Genomic DNA, 17,541 nt, shown 5'->3' on the forward strand with positions numbered 1-17,541 from the left:
CCCCTCCGGGGCGCAACAAGTAACAATCTGACAGGTGTAAGACGCATGAGCACTGTAATCCTGCATACCAATCACGGCGACATCACGATCGCTCTGGATCATGACAAAGCCCCAAAAACCGCAGCGAACTTCGAAGCTTACGTTAAAGACGGCTTCTATAATGGTGTGATCTTCCACCGCGTCATCGACGGTTTCATGGTTCAGGGTGGCGGTTTTGAGCCAGGCATGACCCAGAAAGAGACCAACAAGCCTATCGAGAACGAAGCCGATAACGGTTTGTCCAACACTGTTGGCTCCATCGCCATGGCACGTACCATGGACCCACACTCTGCTTCCGCCCAGTTCTTTATTAACGTTTCTGATAACACCTTCCTGAACCATCGTGCCAAAACCATGGACGGCTGGGGCTACTGCGTATTCGGTAAAGTGACCGAAGGCATGGAAGTGGTTAACAAAATCAAAGCAGTCGCGACGACTTTCAAAGGCGGCCATCAGGACGTCCCTGTTGACGACGTCATCATCGAATCTGCTGAGATCGCCTAATGACTACGCTGTTCATCTCTGACCTGCACCTGCAACCTAACCGCCCTGAACTCACGGAAGCGCTACTCAGACTTCTTGATACTCAGGGGGCGTCGTTGAGCAAGCTCTTTATTCTGGGAGACTTGTTTGAGTACTGGATCGGGGATGACGGCATTCAGCCCTGGCAGCAACCTGTGCTTGAGCGCCTGCGTGCACTCAAAGAGGCGGGCTGCCAGGTCTACTTTCAGCACGGCAATCGGGATTTCCTGATTGGCGAGCGCTTTGCGTCGCTGACTGGGGCGGAATTGCTCCCCGAAGAGTACGCCACCGAAATTAACCATGTCCCTGTGCTGATTATGCACGGTGACAGTCTGTGCACTCGCGATGCAGCCTATATGGCATTCCGCGCACAGAGTCGTTCGCCACAGTGGCAAGCCCAGATTCTGGCAATGCCATTACCTGAGCGCATCAAGCTTGCCCAGTCTTTGCGTGAGCAGAGTAAAGAAGCCAGCTCCAATAAGGCGGAAGACATCATGGATGTGACGCCTGAAGAAGTGGATAACGCCCTGGCACGCCACAACGCAGCTGTGATGATTCACGGCCACACTCATCGCCCGGCACGCCATCCTCTGAGCAATGACGCCGAGCGCATTGTGCTTGGTGACTGGGATCGCTTCGGCTGGGGGCTCTGGATCGAACCTGACACCCAGCCTCAGGACTGGCAGATGATCCGCTTTGAGCTTTCAACCCTAGAACCTGTCGAGACCCTGTGAAATCTATGAAGTACCCTATTCGTCTCGATAAATTTTTGGCGCACCACACCGGCCTTAGCCGCAGCCAATTGAGAAAAGCGCTGCGCGAACAGCCGGTGCAGGTTAATGGTGATGTCGTTAAAGATCAGGGCATGCATATTCACCGTGAAGACAAAGTCGTCTGGATGGGCGATGAATTCGGTGAAGCAGGTTTTAGCTACATCATGATGAATAAGCCGGCGGGCTACGTCAGTACGGATGACGCTTCTGAACACCCTTCAGCCATTTATCTTATCGATGAGCCTTTTGTTGAAAGACTGCATTGCGCGGGCCGTCTTGATCTGGATTCCACCGGCATGCTGTTGATCACCGATGATGGCAGCTGGTCACATCGGATCACCTCACCGAAGCACCAAAAAGCCAAAGTCTATGAAGTGACGCTGGCCGATCCGGTAACAGAGGATCATCTGGATCAGCTTCGAAAAGGCATTCTGCTTCGCAACGAAGAGACGGAAACCCTGCCCTGTGAAGCCACCCTACTGGATGAACAACATGTGCGCCTGACCATCTATGAAGGTCGCTATCATCAGGTGAAACGCATGTTCGCTGCCTTGGGCAATAAAGTAGAGGCGCTTCATCGTGCGCAGATTGGCGACATCATTCTGGATGAAGACCTCGAACCGGGCGAATGGCGCTATTTAACCGATGAAGAAGTGGCTGTTTTTTCAGGCAATACCTGAGTTTTCCCGCCGACTTGGCTTCCTTCAACTCCCCCACTTGGCAATACCGCTCGGCGCGCTGGACAGTCCCCCGGCACGCCGAGTAGCATCTACCTTCCCTCTCATTCCCCAGTTGGATCGGTAGAAAATGAGCAAGTACTGGAGCCCCATCGTCTCCCAACTTACACCCTATGTACCCGGTGAACAGCCCAAGGTCACTAATCTGGTGAAGTTGAATACAAACGAGAACCCTTATCCGCCTTCTCCAAAAGTACTTGATGCCATCCATCATGCAGCGAACGAACATCTTCGCCTGTATCCTGATCCTTCCAGCAGCGCTCTTCGTCAGACCATCGCCAGCTATCATGGTGTAGGCGCTGATAACGTCTTTATCGGCAATGGTTCCGATGAAGTGTTGGCCCTGGTGTTTCAGGGTCTGCTAAAGCATGACCTGCCGATTCTGTACCCAGACATCAGCTACAGCTTTTATCCGGTGTACTGTGGCCTTTACGAAATTGAGGCACGAGAAGTTCCCCTGCGGGAGGATTTCACGCTGAATGTTCAGGATTACACCCAAGCTAACGGTGGCATTATTTTCGCCAACCCGAATGCACCGACGGGCATTTCTATTCCAGCGTCAGATATCGAATGGCTGCTTCAGCAGCACCCTGACTCAATCGTCATCATCGATGAGGCCTACGTCGATTTTGGTGCAGAAAGTGTTATCCCCCTGACGCAACGCTATCCCAACCTGCTGGTGACGCAGACGTTATCCAAATCCCGCTCACTGGCTGGCATGCGCGTGGGTCTGGCGATTGGTCACGAAGATCTTATAGATGGCCTGAACCGGGTAAAGAACAGCTTTAATTCCTACCCCATTGATCGTATCGCCTCAGCAGCCTCCGTGGCCTCCTATGAAGACGAAACCTACTTCCAGAAAGTCCGTGAAAAGGTGATGGCTACCCGTGAACAGCTGGTTGCCGACCTTCGCTCGCGCGGCTTTGAGGTACTGCCTTCTCACACCAACTTTGTATTTGCTCGCCACCCTGAGCATGATGCCAAAGCCATTGCCAGCGGCCTGCGTGAGCAATCGGTGATTGTCAGACACTTCACCATGGCGCGTATTAACCAGTACCTTCGCATCTCCATTGGAACCGATGCAGAATGTCAGGCACTGATTAAAGCACTGGATTCGATCCTTGAGCATTGAAACAAACGCCTAGTCATGGTCTCTTTAGACCCTGATCTGCAACGTTATTGATAAAGGGCGGTCATCCGCCCTTTATTGGTTTTTTACACTGGAGTTGGTTATGGATATCCTGCTTGATCCAACCTTACTGATGTACGCTGGCGGTGGCCTGGTTGCCCTGCTTCTGGTTGTCTGGTTTCTCAAGCGCAATAAATCCTCGCGCAAACCCAAAAGGCAGCTCAGCGAGCTAAACCGCTATCCGCTGAAAGCCAGCCAGCTCTTCCTCTGGCAACAAACCAATCAACTATTAAAACCACCCTTCAAGGCCATCCCTGCCCTGTCTCCTGAGTATGCTTTTACGCCCTGGCCGTCGACGCTTGAGCATCCTGCCTATATTGATTTGGCTATTGTTCATGGGGAAAGCGGTGAGCTGAAAGGCATTCTGGTATTGCCTGAGAATAACCAGATACAAGAGCTTGAAGAGCTGTGTCTTGGTGTGGATCTGGAATTCCATCACCTGAGCTCGCACCAGCTGGAAACCTCTAATGTGCTGGCAGAAATTCTGAGCCGTATGGTGGGTCGCGGCGGCGTGGTCGATTTTCAGGAAGTACCGATTGCAGCTTCCACTCCTTATGCCCCCCCTCAGGCAACAAGCCATGAGGCGATAGCTCCAACAGCTGAAGCCAAGCCTAAAAAGCGTCTCTTTGGCAAACTCAAGCAGAAATCCGCCGAACCTCAGGTCTATGACCGCTCGGAGAGTCAGGCCGTCCCAGCCAGCTATTTTCTGAATGCAGGCAATTTCGCCCGTCAGGGGGCTCTTGGTGCAAGTGCTGGTTTCGCTGCGGCTTCGGTCTCAAGCCACTTTGAAGAAAGTGAATCACAGTTCTCTGAACCAGAAAGCTATCAGCTCCCTAAAGTCGAGGAAGAGAATCCCTTTGCTTATGGTGAGGAAGAGACCGATTTTTCCGGATGGCAGCAGTCAAACGCCGAGGAGGAAGACGAGGCTATCGAATCGTTCTCCGCGATTTCGCAAAGCAGCTTCTCCGATGAAGCTGGCGATGTTTTTCTCAGTAGCATGACTACACAGGCTGATGATGAGGTTAATGATGCCCCCTCCTTCGACGAGGAAAGCCGTGATCTGACCTCAGCGGCAATGCCTGACGAACCTGTTTTTGCAGAAGACGATGCCGCGGCAGATAACGACAACGAACTGGCGTTCCAATGGTCAGGCACAACAGCTGCAGATGAAGAAGCCCAGGCACCAGAAATAATAGCCAGTGCAGTAACTGAAAGTACGCAAGAAGAGTCCACTTCCAGCCCCTTCAGCTATGACTTTGAAGAGGCCGAGTCAGTCGAGGCAGAAGAACAGTACGAGGCTGAATCTGCAGTGAATACTGAGGCTGAAACACCGGATCAACTGACTGAAGTTTATGCTCTCTCAACATCCAACCCCGTAGAGGAAGAGCCTCAGTTATCCGACGCACCGGCTCTGACAGCAACCTTTGCTGAGGAGCCTGCCACTGCGAGCGAAGATGAACAGTGGGAGTTTGAATGGACAGGTGAGCCCTCAGAGCCCGCTCAGCCTGCACCAGAAATCGCAGCACTGCATGCTCTGACTACTGAAGAAGATGCATCTGCCACCCTCGATGACGAAACGTCTGATGGGTTCAACGAAGCGGAGCTTCCACTGGCAGAGGAGCCTTTCGATACTTCTGACGTCGTCGAAGCTGATGATAAGCAAGAGCAAGCGGGTGCCTTTGACTACAGTGCTGACGAAGATCCAGCGGCTGCATTTTTCACTGCTCAGGAAACCCCTGAGGCTACTGAGACTTCAGAAGACGAAGAAGCTCTTACAGACGGCATTTCTCCCACAGCATCAGCCACTGAAGAGGATTCTGAATGGCAGCAGGCCGAATCTGCAGATGAAGCTGCAGAGACTGACGATAGCATGCCTGAGAGCGGTATCTTTGCCTACCAAGCCGATGAGGACCCAGCCAATGCCTTGCTGCAGGAAAGCCTGGGAGCTTCGACGGCAAATGCTGAAGATACTGACGCCGAAGGCAGTCCCCAGTTTGAATATGACTGGGCAAACAGTGCTCTGCAGCCAACATTTGAAGTGGACTCTGTTCTGACTGAATATCCTGCTGTGGCGCAGGAGCCCACTTTCTCAGAAGAGTTTCCCGTCGAGGAAGACCCCGCCGTTGCTGCGTTTTCCTATGACCTTGATGATTCTTCAGACAGTACGGATTCAGACGATGTTCCGGTTCTTACTGAAGACAGCTGGCTGGAGGAAAACAGCGATGAAACGCCAGCGCCGGCGACTCCTGAGCGCCAATACGCCTCGTTCTCTTTTATGGAGGATGATGAGGACATGCCATCCTTAGGTAGCGCCGTCGAAGCGGATACCGAAGATGACCTGAGCCTGAGTTATCTCAAAGGAGCCCGAACCAGCACCAGCTTCAGTCTGGAGGATGAGGACAGTGACGAGGATTTAAGCTCAGCACCTGCAGTTAAGGCAGAAGAGACACCGAAACCCGTTTATCAGTCCAACTTCCGCCTTGAAGGTGACGAAGACGAAAGTCCCTCAACGACGAGTGATAATGCGCTGACGGATCTCATTGATGATGAGCCCAAATCCAGTAGCTAATCACCTTTATAGATAAGCGAAAAAAAAGAGGAAGGCCTGCGCTTTCCTCTTTTTTATTTCACTTTATCTGTAGCTCAGCGCTGAGCATTTACTCCTTACGCTGGCTTTCTAAGGATAGGCGGGTAATGAGATAACTAGCCCAGACGGCGTACGCGAACCTTGCGGCCTTTGAGTTTGCCCTCTTCCAGCGCCTTTAACGCCTGCTTAGACACCGCGAATCGCACCGCAACCACCGCGTGAAAATCAAAGATCGCAATCTTGCCAACATCCTGACCGCTCAAACCCACAGTGCCAGTCAAAGCGCCCAGAATGTCACCGGCACGAATCTTGTTCTTTTTGCCCTGGTCAAACTGCAGCGTAATCATCTCCGCTTTGTAAGGGGCAAAAGGCACATCAATCCACTTCTCGGCACGATCATTCTGCATCTGCATGCCAAGCTCGCTCTCAGCCGCTTCGCGCTTGTACGCCTCGCTTTCCTTGTAGAGATTATAGACCCAGCCGCTATTCCCCGCGCGACCCGTTCGTCCGCTGCGGTGAACGTGAACTTCTGCATCGCGGGTCATCTCAAAGTTGATGACCCCTTCGACCTGATCAATGTCCAGTCCACGGGATGCCACATCTGTCGCCACCAGTACGGAGCAGCTTCGGTTGGCAAAGCGCGCAAGAATCAGGTCACGATCCTTCTGATCCTTATCACCGTGTAATGCCAGCGCAGAAAACCCCTGATAACGCAGGGTATCGCACAGCGCCTCAGCACTCTGACGGGTATTACAGAACACCACACAACTTTCCGGTTGGTAGTGGCTTAATAAACCAGTGACCACCGCTTCACGCTGGTCATCTTTAATCTGGATGGCGGTCTGACTGATCTGCGCCTTCACATGCTGAGTATCGACTTCAACCTGCACAGGCTCGCGCAGGAAGTTGCTGCCCAAACTCTCAAGGTCATCCGGAAAGGTTGCTGAAAACAGCAGATGCTGCGCTTTCGCAGGAATATGGCTGAGGATGGCCTCGATGCTGTCTTTGAAACCCATATCCAGCATGCGGTCTGCTTCATCAAGAATCAGCATGGATACCTGATCCAGCTTCAGTGTGCCTTTGCGCAGGTGATCCTGAATACGGCCTGGAGTACCGACAATGATTTGCGCACCGTGCTCCAGAGAGCCAATTTGCGGGCCAATCGGCATACCGCCGCAAAGCGTCAGAATCTTGAGATTTTCTTTCCAGCGGGCAATTTTACGGCTTTCCTTGCTAACCTGATCCGCCAGCTCGCGAGTCGGGCACAGCACCAACGCCTGAGGGGCGTAATTATTGGTGTCAGCCTTGATTAGCATTGGCAGGGCAAAAGCCAGGGTTTTACCACTACCGGTCTTTGCACGTGCAACGACATCTCGCCCCGCCAGCGCGTGAGGCAGTGCTTCCTGCTGGATTGGCGTCATCTGCTGGAAGCCAAGCTGCTGCAGGTTATCCAACACAGCATCGGAAAGTTGAAGAGCGCTAAATTGAGCGGAGGAATCGTGCGACACGGGCGAAATACCAGAAACAGAAGAAAGATCGCGCAGTTTAGCAGATCAGCGGCAGGAATGCTGCGCGCACCTGCTTATTGAGAAACACAGTGCCGACTCAACACAGGGAGTAACAAGACTGGATTCAAGACAAAAAATAAGGGCAGGTATTTCCTGCCCTTACGTTCTTTTCTAAGGCTGCATCTCAGGAAAAGGAGGATTCTTCAAACGGATTTAGCGGGTATTCACGCTTGGCATCACGCTCGCTGTAGAGCTTGTCATTACGCATCACCAGCCCGTGCTGATGGAACCACCATTCAATCTCTTCAAAACGTTCCTGAAGTCGGTTCACTGCCATTTTTTCACGGAACAGCACAAAGAAGTGCACATAGAGGAATGCCAGCGCACCGCCTAAAAACACATCAGAGTGGAAAGCAAACAGCGCACAAAGAATACCGAGCATCCACCAGCGAGACTCACTGGCCGCTTTGCGTGCCTGACGCGCTTCGGCAAGACGCTGAGAAAGGGACACCGCCCGGCGATACTGTTGTTGCAGGGCATACCGATCAGAAGGGTCAAGTCGATAATCCATAAACCACCTTAAAGTCATCGCCCCTTGCGAGGCGAATTATGTTGATTGACCTAGCTTTACAGAAAAGGTCGACCGCCAGCTCAAAGTCTAGCGGCTTTTCCGACGCTTTCCTCAATCACACCAGACTTTTGCTGACGATCTCGTAGACGTCCTTGGACAGCTTCTGCTGTGATAAAAACTCCAGCGCCGCTTTCATTTGCTCCTGACGCGTGCCGGGATAACGCTTCCAGCGGGTTAGCGGCGTCACCAGACGCGAAGCCGTTTGCGGGTTCATTCCATCCAGATGCAGCACCTTTTCTGCCAGGAACTGGTATCCGGCGCCATCTTCACGATGGAAGCCCACACCGCTCTGACCAAAAGCGCCCAGGACAGAACGCACTTTATTCGGGTTGCGCCAGTCAAAAGCTTCATGCTCAAGCAAGGCTTTGACCTTATCCAGTGTGCCTTCGTGACCATGAGAGGCCTGCAGAGACAGCCACTGGTTAATAACGAGGGCATCTTCTTTCCAGCGGCGATAGAAATCTGCCAGCAACTCATCCGCCAGCTCAGCATCGCCATTCACGACAACGTTAGCCAGCGCGCCCATCATATCGGTCATGTTGTCCGCCTGCTCATAGTGCAGCTTGGCGATACGGCCCATACCACTCTCTTCACTAAGCAGCATGTAGCTCAGACAGAGATTATTCAGCGCACGACGGCCAATGTCATCGCCATTGAACTGATACTCTCCTTCCGGCCTGGTCGCTTCATAGCGCGCTTTAAAGCGAGGCAACAACGCCTGAGCCAGACGTTTACGGACGCGAGTACGCGCCTGATGGATGGCTTCCACGTAAATTGTGTCGGCGTTTTCACCCAGATAGGCTTCACTTGGCAGCATCAGCACTTTGGCGGCAACCGCCGGATCCAGCCCGGTATCACGCAGCACGCGCTCAAAGGCATCAACCAGGCGCTGATCAATCCCTACTACCGAATCATTCAGAATCGCATCAATCTGCTCATTCAGCACCGACAGCGCCAGACGCTGTCCCGCTTCCCAGCGATTAAAGCCGTCCGTGTCATTGCTCATGAGGAAAGACAGCTCATCCCGGGTGTAGGGGTAATCCAGCTTCACTGGCGCAGAGAAGTCACGCAGCAAACTGGGTACAGGCTTGGAAGCCAGCCCTTCGAAGGTGAAATCCTGAGAGGATTCGGTGACATCCAGCACCAGGGTCGACTCACCGTTAATCAGGTGCTCTGAACCATCGGGGTTAAGCAGGCCGACGGCCAGAGGAATATGGAAAGGCGCCTTTTCTGCCTGCCCCGGTGTCGCCGGGCAGCTCTGACGGACATGCAGGGTATAGATGCCCTTGGCATCATCAAAACTGTCCGTGACATGCAGGCGCGGCGTTCCCGCCTGAGAATACCAGCGCTTGAACTGGCCCAGATCACGACCGCTGACTTCTTCCATGCAGGCCAGGAAATCATCACAGGTGACGGCTTGCCCATCAAAACGCTCGAAGTAAAGATCGCTGCCTTTACGGAACAACTCCGGCCCCAGCAAGGTGTGGTACATGCGCACCACTTCCGCGCCTTTTTCATAAATAGTCAGGGTGTAGAAGTTGGAAATTTCAATGTAGTTATCAGGACGCACCGGGTGAGACATGGGGCCTGCATCTTCCGCAAACTGCGCGGTGCGAAGCAGGTTCACATCCTCAATACGCTTAACAGAGCTTGACCCCATATCCGAGGAGAACTGGCTATCACGGAATACCGTGAAGCCTTCCTTCAGGCTGAGCTGGAACCAGTCACGGCAGGTAACGCGGTTACCCGACCAGTTATGGAAGTATTCGTGAGCCACGATGGCTTCGATGCGCTGGAATCCGGCATCCGTGGTGGTATCGGCGCGCGCCAGCACACAGCTGGAGTTGAAGATGTTCAGGCTCTTGTTTTCCATTGCGCCCATGTTGAAGTCATCAACGGCGACAATGTTGAAGATATCCAGATCATATTCACGACCATAGGTGTCCTCGTCCCACTTCATGGAGCGCTTAAGGGCAGCCATGGCAAATTCGGTTTTACTGATGTTGCGCGGCTCGGTGTAGAGGCGCAGCGTCACATCACGACCGCCCATGGTACGGAAGCTATCCTCGATGTGCTCAAGATCACCAGCGACCAGCGCGAACAGGTAGGCGGGTTTAGGGAAGGGATCATGCCAGGTGGCAAAATGACGACTGTTCTCAAGCTCACCGGACTCCGTCAGGTTACCGTTGGAAAGCAGCACAGGATACGCAGCTTTGTCAGCCTCAATACGGGTGGTAAAGACGCTCATCACATCAGGTCGATCAGGATAAAGCGTAATCTGGCGGAAGCCCTCAGCCTCACATTGTGTGCAATACATGGCGCTGGAACGGTAGAGACCTTCCAGCGTGGTGTTATTTTCAGGCACCAGCGCGGTATGAATTTTCAGCTGAGCACGGTCAGGTAGCCCGGAGAAGTGATAGTCCTCACCTTCCACCTGGTAATCACCGGCAGACAATGCTGTGCCATTGAGCTCAATAGCAACCACCTCAGCCTGGGCACCGCCATTCAGCACCAGATCACCCTGATGGCGGCGCTCGATTTCCAGTGTACTGATGACGTCAGTGCGCCCTTCATTCAGTTTGACATCCAGATGTACTGACAGCACCGCAAACGCAGGCGGCATATAGTCTTTGAGATAGACTGCGGATGGAGATTGTTCGCTCATTGCATACCTCTGTCGTCAAATAAATTCTGTTTGTTGTCTTTATATCGCAGCAGCCTGAATGCTTCGGGTGTTACTCCTCAAATAATGAGGGCGTTGTTGCCTGACCTTGTTGCTGATCTTGCTCATTGGCAAGGGCTATAGCGGGCGATTCACAGACCACCTCTACTTCATAACCACCAAATTTGCGCAGATTGATCACGCCAGTATCGAGAATCCAATATTGTCCCTTGATACCCAGCAACTGCCCTGCGACTTCAGGCTGCTTATCAAAATTAAAAGAGGTCACCTTGGTGGGAAACTTCAGTACCGGATAGTGAAGATTCCAATCCTCACTGTCGGAAACATCCTCAAAAGCCTGCAGGCCAAAACGCTGGGTCAGGCCATCAAGCGCATCTTGATGTTCGACTTTCAATGCCTGCCAGAGTTCACGAAGATTCTGCTCCTCAGCGTTCCCTTTCAGCATTTTTTGCCAGGCGGTGCGATCCGTCAGGGACTTTCGCAACACATCTTCGATACAGCCGGCCTGATGCCTTGTGCGGGTGCGCATCACCGCCAGCGCCTGAGTCGCCCCCTGGTCGATCCAGCGTGTGGGCATTTGGGTAATGCGGGTGATGCCCACTTTGACCGATGAGGTCAGGGACAGATACACCAGATGATCACTCATGCACACGGTCTCGGCCCACTCAGGCTCACGGCAAGTGCCCTGATCATAATGGCAAGTCACCGGGTCCATCATGCAGGTATCGCAGGCAGCAAGCTTAGAGAAACAGGGATAACAAAAGCCCTGATTAAAGCTTTTTTTAGTGGCCCGACCGCACTCAACACAGTAGATCCTGCCTGTATGAGAGAGTCGAATCTGCTGGCCTAACAAAGCATTCAGTGGAATCTTCTGGCGGGAGTCGCCATCAGCCAGCACGAGAGAATAGGCAATCTCCCCGGAGTCATACTGCGAGGCCATCTTGCGAAGCTGGCCTTTGACACTGCCCGCTTTGAGCGCGGAGGGGAAGTCAGAACTGATCGACATGAAGTACTCTTGCTGCCCTTGGAAAGAATAAAAAATCGTACAAGCTGATCAGTGTTTGATGATCAGGTTAGGGTCCGGCTGGCCCAGTTTTTCCAGCGGATCGGAACCATGCTGAGTGCCATCCGGCTTGGTGCGGTCAATAAAACCGATACGCTGCTCGGGCGGCAGATTACGCTCGCTCCAGGTGATGATCGCCTCGAGGCAGAGCGCACGCTGCTCATCACTCAAACGCTCACCATTTGGCCATTTGCCCAGCTCAACGGCACGCTTAAGATTTTCATAGGTTTCGTGCGTCAGGGAACGCGCCAGGGTTTCAAAATCCATAATCTTCAACTCAGTGATTAGCTCGGCGTATGCACGCTGAAAAATAAAAAGCAGTGTCTGGTTAATAACGGCGGCGGATCACATGGCTGCCCAGCGCCAGCAGTACACCCGACAACAGTCCACCCAGGTGAGCCATATTGGCAGTCTCGCCCATACCCAGCTGGGCGGAGAGGCCGAAAAAGCCCATTACCAGCCAGATCAACATGAAGATGAATACTCCCGAGGGAAAGCCCAGATCCTCACGGGGCCGCAAGACTCCCCACAACCAGATAAAACCTAATAAACCGTAGATGATGCCGGAGAGGCCACCAAACAAGATGGTGCCAGTCCAGTATTGCGCCAGATTGGAAATGATTCCGATACCGACCATGGTCAGAAGTAACCAGACTCTACCGAAGACAGGTTCAAGTCGCTTGCCCGCTTCCCAGATCCATAAACCGTTAAAAATGATATGCAGCCAGGAAAAGTGCAGGAAGACCGGCGTCAGCAAACGCCACCACTCCCCTTCACTAAAGGTCGATTGCAAAGACCCCACATAGACCTGACCTGCACCGGCATCCTCAATAGGTACAATGGTGAACCACTTCAGTATTGGCAGATAATCACCCAGCGAGGTGATCAGGGTGACCAGCAAGGCAATCCCCAGCGTGATGGAGGTGACAGGAACGCGTTTGAGCTGGTTGAGCACGCCATTCATAAGCTGACAGGTACCTCTTGCTGTTCGGTATCATTAGGTTTGACATCCACCCAGACAAACTTGCCCGGATGTAAACGGTGTTCAGAATCCATACGGTAAGCCACCAGCTTGCCGTACTTCACCGCGCTGTAATCAAGACAGGCGATATTGCCGGTCAATGGCGCGGGGTTGCCTTCACGCCAGTAGTGGCCGATAAACAATGGCCGGTGCTCTTCACCGTAATAGAGCAACTCGGCACGGTCCTGACCTGAAATCGGCATACGCGCGATGTCCTCAGGCAAAGGGTCCGGCTGGAACAGCACCTCGCCGTAAGTGACAGGTTCTGCGACCCAGTAACTGGTCCGGAACGCCCGACGATGAACCCCATCACGGCTTTGAATAAACCGCCCGTCGGGCAAGCGCAGATTGGTCCCGCGAGTCAGGACATCAATCACCTGATATTCAGGGCTGCCTGGCTTCACCGACGCCTGTAAAAACTCGTAATCCATCACTCCATCGGGCAAACGCTTTACCAGATCGCGAATCAATTCTTCATGCCAGCAGGCGTGCACCACACGAAAATGAGGCTCTTCGATGAAAAGTGGCAAGGTCATAAACCACTCAAGAAAGCCTTCCCACTCTTTAGGATGCATGGCGAAGGCGGCCAGCGTTTCACGAATCATGCGCTCATTACGGGCATTGTGCTCACGCAAGGTTTCCCAGGGCCTGTCCTCACGTTTGGTGCAATAACAGAGCGCATTGTATTCATGGTTACCCATGACCATTCGCGCCTGCCCCGCCAGCACCATATCGCGCACGATGTGCAGTGCTTCACGGATACGCGGCCCACGATCGACAATATCCCCCAGGAAAACAGCCTGACGCTGTGGGTGCTGGAAAACGCCATCTTTACGTCGATAGCCCAGCTTTTTCAGTAACCGCACCAGGGTGTTTGCACAGCCGTGGATGTCGCCAATCAGGTCATAGCCCATAGATGGTTGCTGCAGCGACAAATTCAACCTCCCTGCCCTGTTGCCCAACCCAGCTTGGTTCGGCAGGTGTCATAGAAGTTGTAGCTAAGAGGATGGATAAGACGCAGCTTGTGCGGGCGCTTGCGAATGGTGATCGCATCACCGGGGGCGCAATGGATATGGGTCTGACCATCACAGCTGATGTGCGGATAGGTCGGGTTCTGCTCACTGATCACAATTTTAAGCTCTGAATTACCATCCACCACAATCGGACGGCTACTCAGGGTATGGGGGAACATCGGCACAATCACCAGTGCATCCAGCTTCGGATGCATAATCGGACCACCGCCTGAGAGCGCATAGGCCGTCGAGCCGGTCGGGGTAGAGATAATCAGGCCATCACTGCGCTGGTGGTACACAAACTGACCATCAATATAGAGATCAAGGGCAATCATGCGAGTCGATTTGCCCGGGTGAAGAATCACATCATTCAGGCCGACACCCTCACCGACAACTTCACCTTTACGATGCACCTGAGCCCCTAACAGGAAGCGACTCTCCGAGGTGTAATGCCCCGCCAGCACATCGGCGATTTTATCTTCAATATCGTCAGGGGAGATGTCAGTCAGAAACCCCAGACGTCCACGGTTCACACCCACCACAGGAACACCATGTCGTGCGATGGCCCGCGCTGCGCCCAATAAAGAGCCATCACCACCAATCACTACCGCAAGATCCGCTACTTCTCCCATGGCTTTCAGAGCGGCAACCTGCTGGTTATGTCCGGGCATAACCGAGGCAATACTCTCCTCCAGAATGGGATTCAGGCCCTGCTGTTGGAGGTAGCGCGACAAACGGCGAACTGTGTCGATGACCTGTGGGCTTCCAAGCCGCCCGATCAACCCGATGTTGTGAAACTGTTCCATGAACGTCCCGATCTTCAGCAGAAAGTAAAATGCGCCTGTGTTACCAGCACTGATCAATAAAGCATCAGCCACGCAGAGAGCGCCTGACTCAAGGGTAACACGGCTTCAGAGAGTAGCACGAGCCAGCGCTGAAGACGCAATGAGTACGCTGATTCAGCGCCTGCGCATGGCTGCAACGCCTTGATATGTGCCGTGACTTTGAGCACTTCTCGCGCTTCTGGCATGATGACCACCCTGCCAACTGCCGCATGGAATATCCCTGATGACTGCGCCCGTGATAGTTCTCGACATTGACGATGTCCTCACCGTGACCCGCGACAAGGTCTATGAAGCCCTCAAGCTGGCGACAGGCCGTGATATTCACTGGCGCGAATGGTCCGAGTACGACTTGCGCCCCCGCTTTGAACTCAGTCATGAGGAAGTAATGGATGTGTTCAATGAGCACGACATTATTAATCAGGTGACTCCCGAACCCGATGCCAAGCCCTTTATTGATGCCTGCAAAAGCGCAGGCTATAGCGTCGTCGCTCTGACGGCCCGTGGCTGGCACCCCAATGCCGTGGAGGATACCCGCGCCTACTTTGAACGCTACGCTTTGGCGGTTGATGATGTGCATGTCTGCACTCCCGCCGAAGACAAAGCCGACTATATTCGTCACTTGGGCAACGTGCATCTCTACGTCGACGATCATCTGCGTCACATCACTCAGGTACTGGCGAGAACCACCAATGTTGGCCAGTGTGTTTTGATGGATCGCCCCTGGAACCAGACGGTTGAGCCTATTGCACGTGCTTACCGACTCAACGACTGCCTTGTTTATCTCTGATTACTGATCGGTCTTTCAGCCCCTTTCAAGGAGGACGCTTGCCATGCAACACAAGGATAGCCATTACGATGTCATCATCATGGGCGCCGGCGCAGCCGGGTTGTCCATTGCTCAGGGATTGCTGAAGCGTCAGTCGACTCTGAACATTGCCATCGTTGATCCTGCCGACAGCCACTTCTATCAACCCGGCTGGACGCTGGTCGGTGCTGGCGTGTTTTCGGCAAATGAAACCGTTCGTCCACTGCGCCCGCTCATTCCGGAGAAAGTGCAGTGGATCAAACAGCGCATTACCCGCTTTGAACCGGACGACAACCGTGTTCGTCTTGATAACGATACCTTCCTTGAATACCGGGCGCTGGTTATCGCACCGGGGCTAGAGCTGGACTGGGATGGTATTCCCGGTTTGAGTGAGGCGCTGGGCAGTTATGGGGTGACCTCCAATTATCGCTATGATCTCGCGCCTTATACCTGGGATCTGGTTCAGACACTTAAGCGTGGCAAGGCACTCTTTACTCAGCCACCCATGCCGATCAAATGTGCTGGAGCACCGCAAAAAGCCATGTATCTGTCCTGCGATCACTGGCTTAAAAACCACGTTCTACCCGACATGGAAGTGAGCTTTCATAATGCCGGCGGCGCACTCTTTGGTGTGGCAGCCTATGTACCGGCGCTGATGAAGTACGTGGAGCGCTATGGCATTGAGCTTTGCTTCAATCAGCAATTGATCCGCGTCGACGGCCCCAACCAGCAAGCCGTCTTCAATGTGACCAGCGCTGAGGGTGAAGTTGCCGAGCAAACCCAAAGCTTCGATATGCTCCACGCAGTTCCGCCACAGCGCGCACCGGAAGTGATCCGTAGCAGCACTCTGTCAAATGCAGCGGGCTGGCTTGATGTCCACCCCAACACACTTCAACACACCCGCTTCACCAATATTTTTGGCGCCGGCGATGTGATCGGCACCAGCAATGCCAAGACAGCGGCAGCGGCGCGCGCGCAGGCGCCCATCGTCGCGGACAACCTGTGTTCTCACCTGGCTGGCCGCGTTATGCCGGGCCTATATCAGGGTTATGGCGCCTGTCCACTTACCGTGGAGCGTGGCAAAGTGGTACTGGCAGAATTCGGCTATGGCGGCGAGCTGCAACCGACGTTCCCCACCTGGCTGCTGGAAGGCAAAGAGCCTTCGCGGTTAGCCTGGCACCTGAAAGCCAATGTCTTGCCTCCGGTGTACTGGAATCTGATGCTCAAGGGTCATGAATGGCTGACTCCCTGAGCAAAGGAGAAGCAAGCCACTGATCCGAAGGAGCCCCTGGGCTCCTTTTTTTATTTTTCCAACGGTTTATGAAGAAGCTGCGGCGTTAAGAGTGCGACAACCTGTCGCATGGCGAAGATCGCTTTTTGCCGCTACGCTATTGGCCGAATATTTTGAGCCTTGCCCTTGTTACACCCTCAGGGATCACGCCATGTCAGAACAGCCAGCCTCCTCAAATACAGCCCCCCAAGAGCTGAACTTTTTCCAGCGCTATATCTTCTGGATTATTTTCGGCTGCGCCCTGACGGCTGTTACCGGCGTCATCAGTTATCTCTCTTATGTGCAAAGCACCGCCCCTCGTGGTCCTTTTGCGCACATGGGCGGCGACTTCACCTTACAAAGCGTGAATGGCCCGGTGTCACTGGAGGATTATCGCGGCAAGGTGGTCGTACTCTACTTTGGCTACACCTCCTGCCCAGATGTTTGCCCGACAGAAATGGCCTTACTGGGGAATGCCATTCACTCGTTAAGCAAGGAAGAACAAGCCAATGTTCAGGGAATTTTTATCGGCGTGGATCCTGAGCGCGACAAGCTCGATACCCTCGATGGCTACGCCAAATTCTTTTATCCCAACTTTGTCGGTGTAACGGGCACGGTGGATGAACTGCATCAGGTCGCTGGCGCTTACGGTGCCTACTACCGCAAGGTCGAAATGAAAGACTCCGCCCTTGGCTACGGCATCGACCACAGCTCCTACTTCTTTGTGATCAATAAAGATGGCCGTCTGGTCAACACCATTGGCCACTCCAGTGATGTGAAGGCAATCGCCGCGGGCCTTAAGCCCTACATCGACGCCAAAAGTTAAGCCTTCGTTCGCGCCATATTTGAGTAAAG

At 53.4% G+C, this 17,541-nt stretch carries 17 protein-coding genes; 8 read left to right on the forward strand and 9 right to left on the reverse strand.

What is annotated here, in order from left to right; all coding sequences use genetic code 11:
* Positions 1-45: 45 nt before the first annotated feature.
* The 5 genes from ACKC9G_RS01785 (at position 46) to ACKC9G_RS01805 (ending at position 5,829) form a co-directional block, all read left to right on the forward strand.
* Positions 46-543, forward strand: coding sequence for a peptidylprolyl isomerase (locus tag ACKC9G_RS01785; RefSeq protein WP_411403216.1), 498 nt, complete (start codon positions 46-48; stop codon positions 541-543).
* The gene (locus ACKC9G_RS01790) at positions 543-1,295 is read left to right on the forward strand and encodes a UDP-2,3-diacylglucosamine diphosphatase (RefSeq protein WP_411403217.1); all 753 of its coding nucleotides are present in this window, start codon (positions 543-545) and stop codon (positions 1,293-1,295) included. Before ACKC9G_RS01785 ends, ACKC9G_RS01790 begins: the two co-directional genes overlap by 1 nt.
* 5 nt (positions 1,296-1,300) lie before the next feature.
* Complete coding sequence (rsuA, locus tag ACKC9G_RS01795) at positions 1,301-2,014, forward strand: 16S rRNA pseudouridine(516) synthase RsuA (protein ID WP_411403218.1); 714 nt, start codon at positions 1,301-1,303, stop codon at positions 2,012-2,014.
* 127 nt (positions 2,015-2,141) lie between these two features.
* The gene (gene hisC, locus ACKC9G_RS01800; RefSeq protein WP_411403219.1) at positions 2,142-3,203 is read left to right on the forward strand and encodes a histidinol-phosphate transaminase; all 1,062 of its coding nucleotides are present in this window, start codon (positions 2,142-2,144) and stop codon (positions 3,201-3,203) included.
* 100 nt (positions 3,204-3,303) lie between these two features.
* The gene (locus ACKC9G_RS01805) at positions 3,304-5,829 is read left to right on the forward strand and encodes a hypothetical protein (protein ID WP_411403220.1); all 2,526 of its coding nucleotides are present in this window, start codon (positions 3,304-3,306) and stop codon (positions 5,827-5,829) included.
* A gap of 134 nt (positions 5,830-5,963) precedes the next feature.
* Here ACKC9G_RS01805 and dbpA read toward each other — a convergent pair whose 3' ends face one another.
* The 9 genes from dbpA to ACKC9G_RS01850 form a co-directional block, all read right to left on the reverse strand.
* Positions 5,964-7,355, reverse strand: a complete 1,392-nt coding sequence (dbpA, locus tag ACKC9G_RS01810) for an ATP-dependent RNA helicase DbpA (protein ID WP_411403221.1) — start codon at positions 7,353-7,355, stop codon at positions 5,964-5,966.
* Positions 7,356-7,539: 184 nt separating this feature from the next.
* Positions 7,540-7,926, reverse strand: coding sequence for a hypothetical protein (locus tag ACKC9G_RS01815; protein ID WP_411403222.1), 387 nt, complete (start codon positions 7,924-7,926; stop codon positions 7,540-7,542).
* 115 nt (positions 7,927-8,041) lie between these two features.
* Positions 8,042-10,651, reverse strand: a complete 2,610-nt coding sequence (pepN, locus tag ACKC9G_RS01820; protein ID WP_411403223.1) for an aminopeptidase N — start codon at positions 10,649-10,651, stop codon at positions 8,042-8,044.
* A 70-nt stretch (positions 10,652-10,721) separates the two neighbouring features.
* Positions 10,722-11,675 (reverse strand): DUF2797 domain-containing protein, encoded by a 954-nt coding sequence (locus tag ACKC9G_RS01825; RefSeq protein ID WP_411403224.1) that lies wholly within the window; start codon positions 11,673-11,675, stop codon positions 10,722-10,724.
* A 48-nt stretch (positions 11,676-11,723) separates the two neighbouring features.
* Positions 11,724-11,999, reverse strand: a complete 276-nt coding sequence (locus ACKC9G_RS01830; protein ID WP_411403225.1) for a YeaC family protein — start codon at positions 11,997-11,999, stop codon at positions 11,724-11,726.
* Positions 12,000-12,060: 61 nt separating this feature from the next.
* Complete coding sequence (locus ACKC9G_RS01835; RefSeq protein ID WP_411403226.1) at positions 12,061-12,696, reverse strand: rhomboid family intramembrane serine protease; 636 nt, start codon at positions 12,694-12,696, stop codon at positions 12,061-12,063.
* Positions 12,693-13,688 (reverse strand): metallophosphoesterase, encoded by a 996-nt coding sequence (locus tag ACKC9G_RS01840; protein ID WP_411403227.1) that lies wholly within the window; start codon positions 13,686-13,688, stop codon positions 12,693-12,695. Before ACKC9G_RS01840 ends, ACKC9G_RS01835 begins: the two co-directional genes overlap by 4 nt.
* Positions 13,689-13,690: 2 nt before the next feature.
* The gene (locus tag ACKC9G_RS01845; protein WP_411403228.1) at positions 13,691-14,572 is read right to left on the reverse strand and encodes an NAD(+) kinase; all 882 of its coding nucleotides are present in this window, start codon (positions 14,570-14,572) and stop codon (positions 13,691-13,693) included.
* A gap of 53 nt (positions 14,573-14,625) precedes the next feature.
* Positions 14,626-14,796, reverse strand: a complete 171-nt coding sequence (locus ACKC9G_RS01850; protein WP_411403229.1) for a hypothetical protein — start codon at positions 14,794-14,796, stop codon at positions 14,626-14,628.
* Positions 14,797-14,834: 38 nt separating this feature from the next.
* On the opposite strand from ACKC9G_RS01850, the gene ACKC9G_RS01855 reads away from it, so the two are divergent.
* The 3 genes from ACKC9G_RS01855 (at position 14,835) to ACKC9G_RS01865 (ending at position 17,512) form a co-directional block, all read left to right on the forward strand.
* The gene (locus tag ACKC9G_RS01855; RefSeq protein ID WP_411403230.1) at positions 14,835-15,398 is read left to right on the forward strand and encodes a hypothetical protein; all 564 of its coding nucleotides are present in this window, start codon (positions 14,835-14,837) and stop codon (positions 15,396-15,398) included.
* A 43-nt stretch (positions 15,399-15,441) separates the two neighbouring features.
* Complete coding sequence (locus tag ACKC9G_RS01860; protein ID WP_411403231.1) at positions 15,442-16,668, forward strand: FAD-dependent oxidoreductase; 1,227 nt, start codon at positions 15,442-15,444, stop codon at positions 16,666-16,668.
* A gap of 190 nt (positions 16,669-16,858) precedes the next feature.
* Positions 16,859-17,512 carry an SCO family protein gene (locus tag ACKC9G_RS01865; RefSeq protein ID WP_411403232.1) on the forward strand — a complete coding sequence of 218 codons (654 nt, stop codon included), beginning with the start codon at positions 16,859-16,861 and terminating at the stop codon, positions 17,510-17,512.
* The last annotated feature ends 29 nt before the right edge of the window (positions 17,513-17,541 follow it).

Source organism: Pokkaliibacter sp. CJK22405, assembly GCF_046614695.1.
GTDB lineage: Bacteria > Pseudomonadota > Gammaproteobacteria > Pseudomonadales > Balneatricaceae > Pokkaliibacter.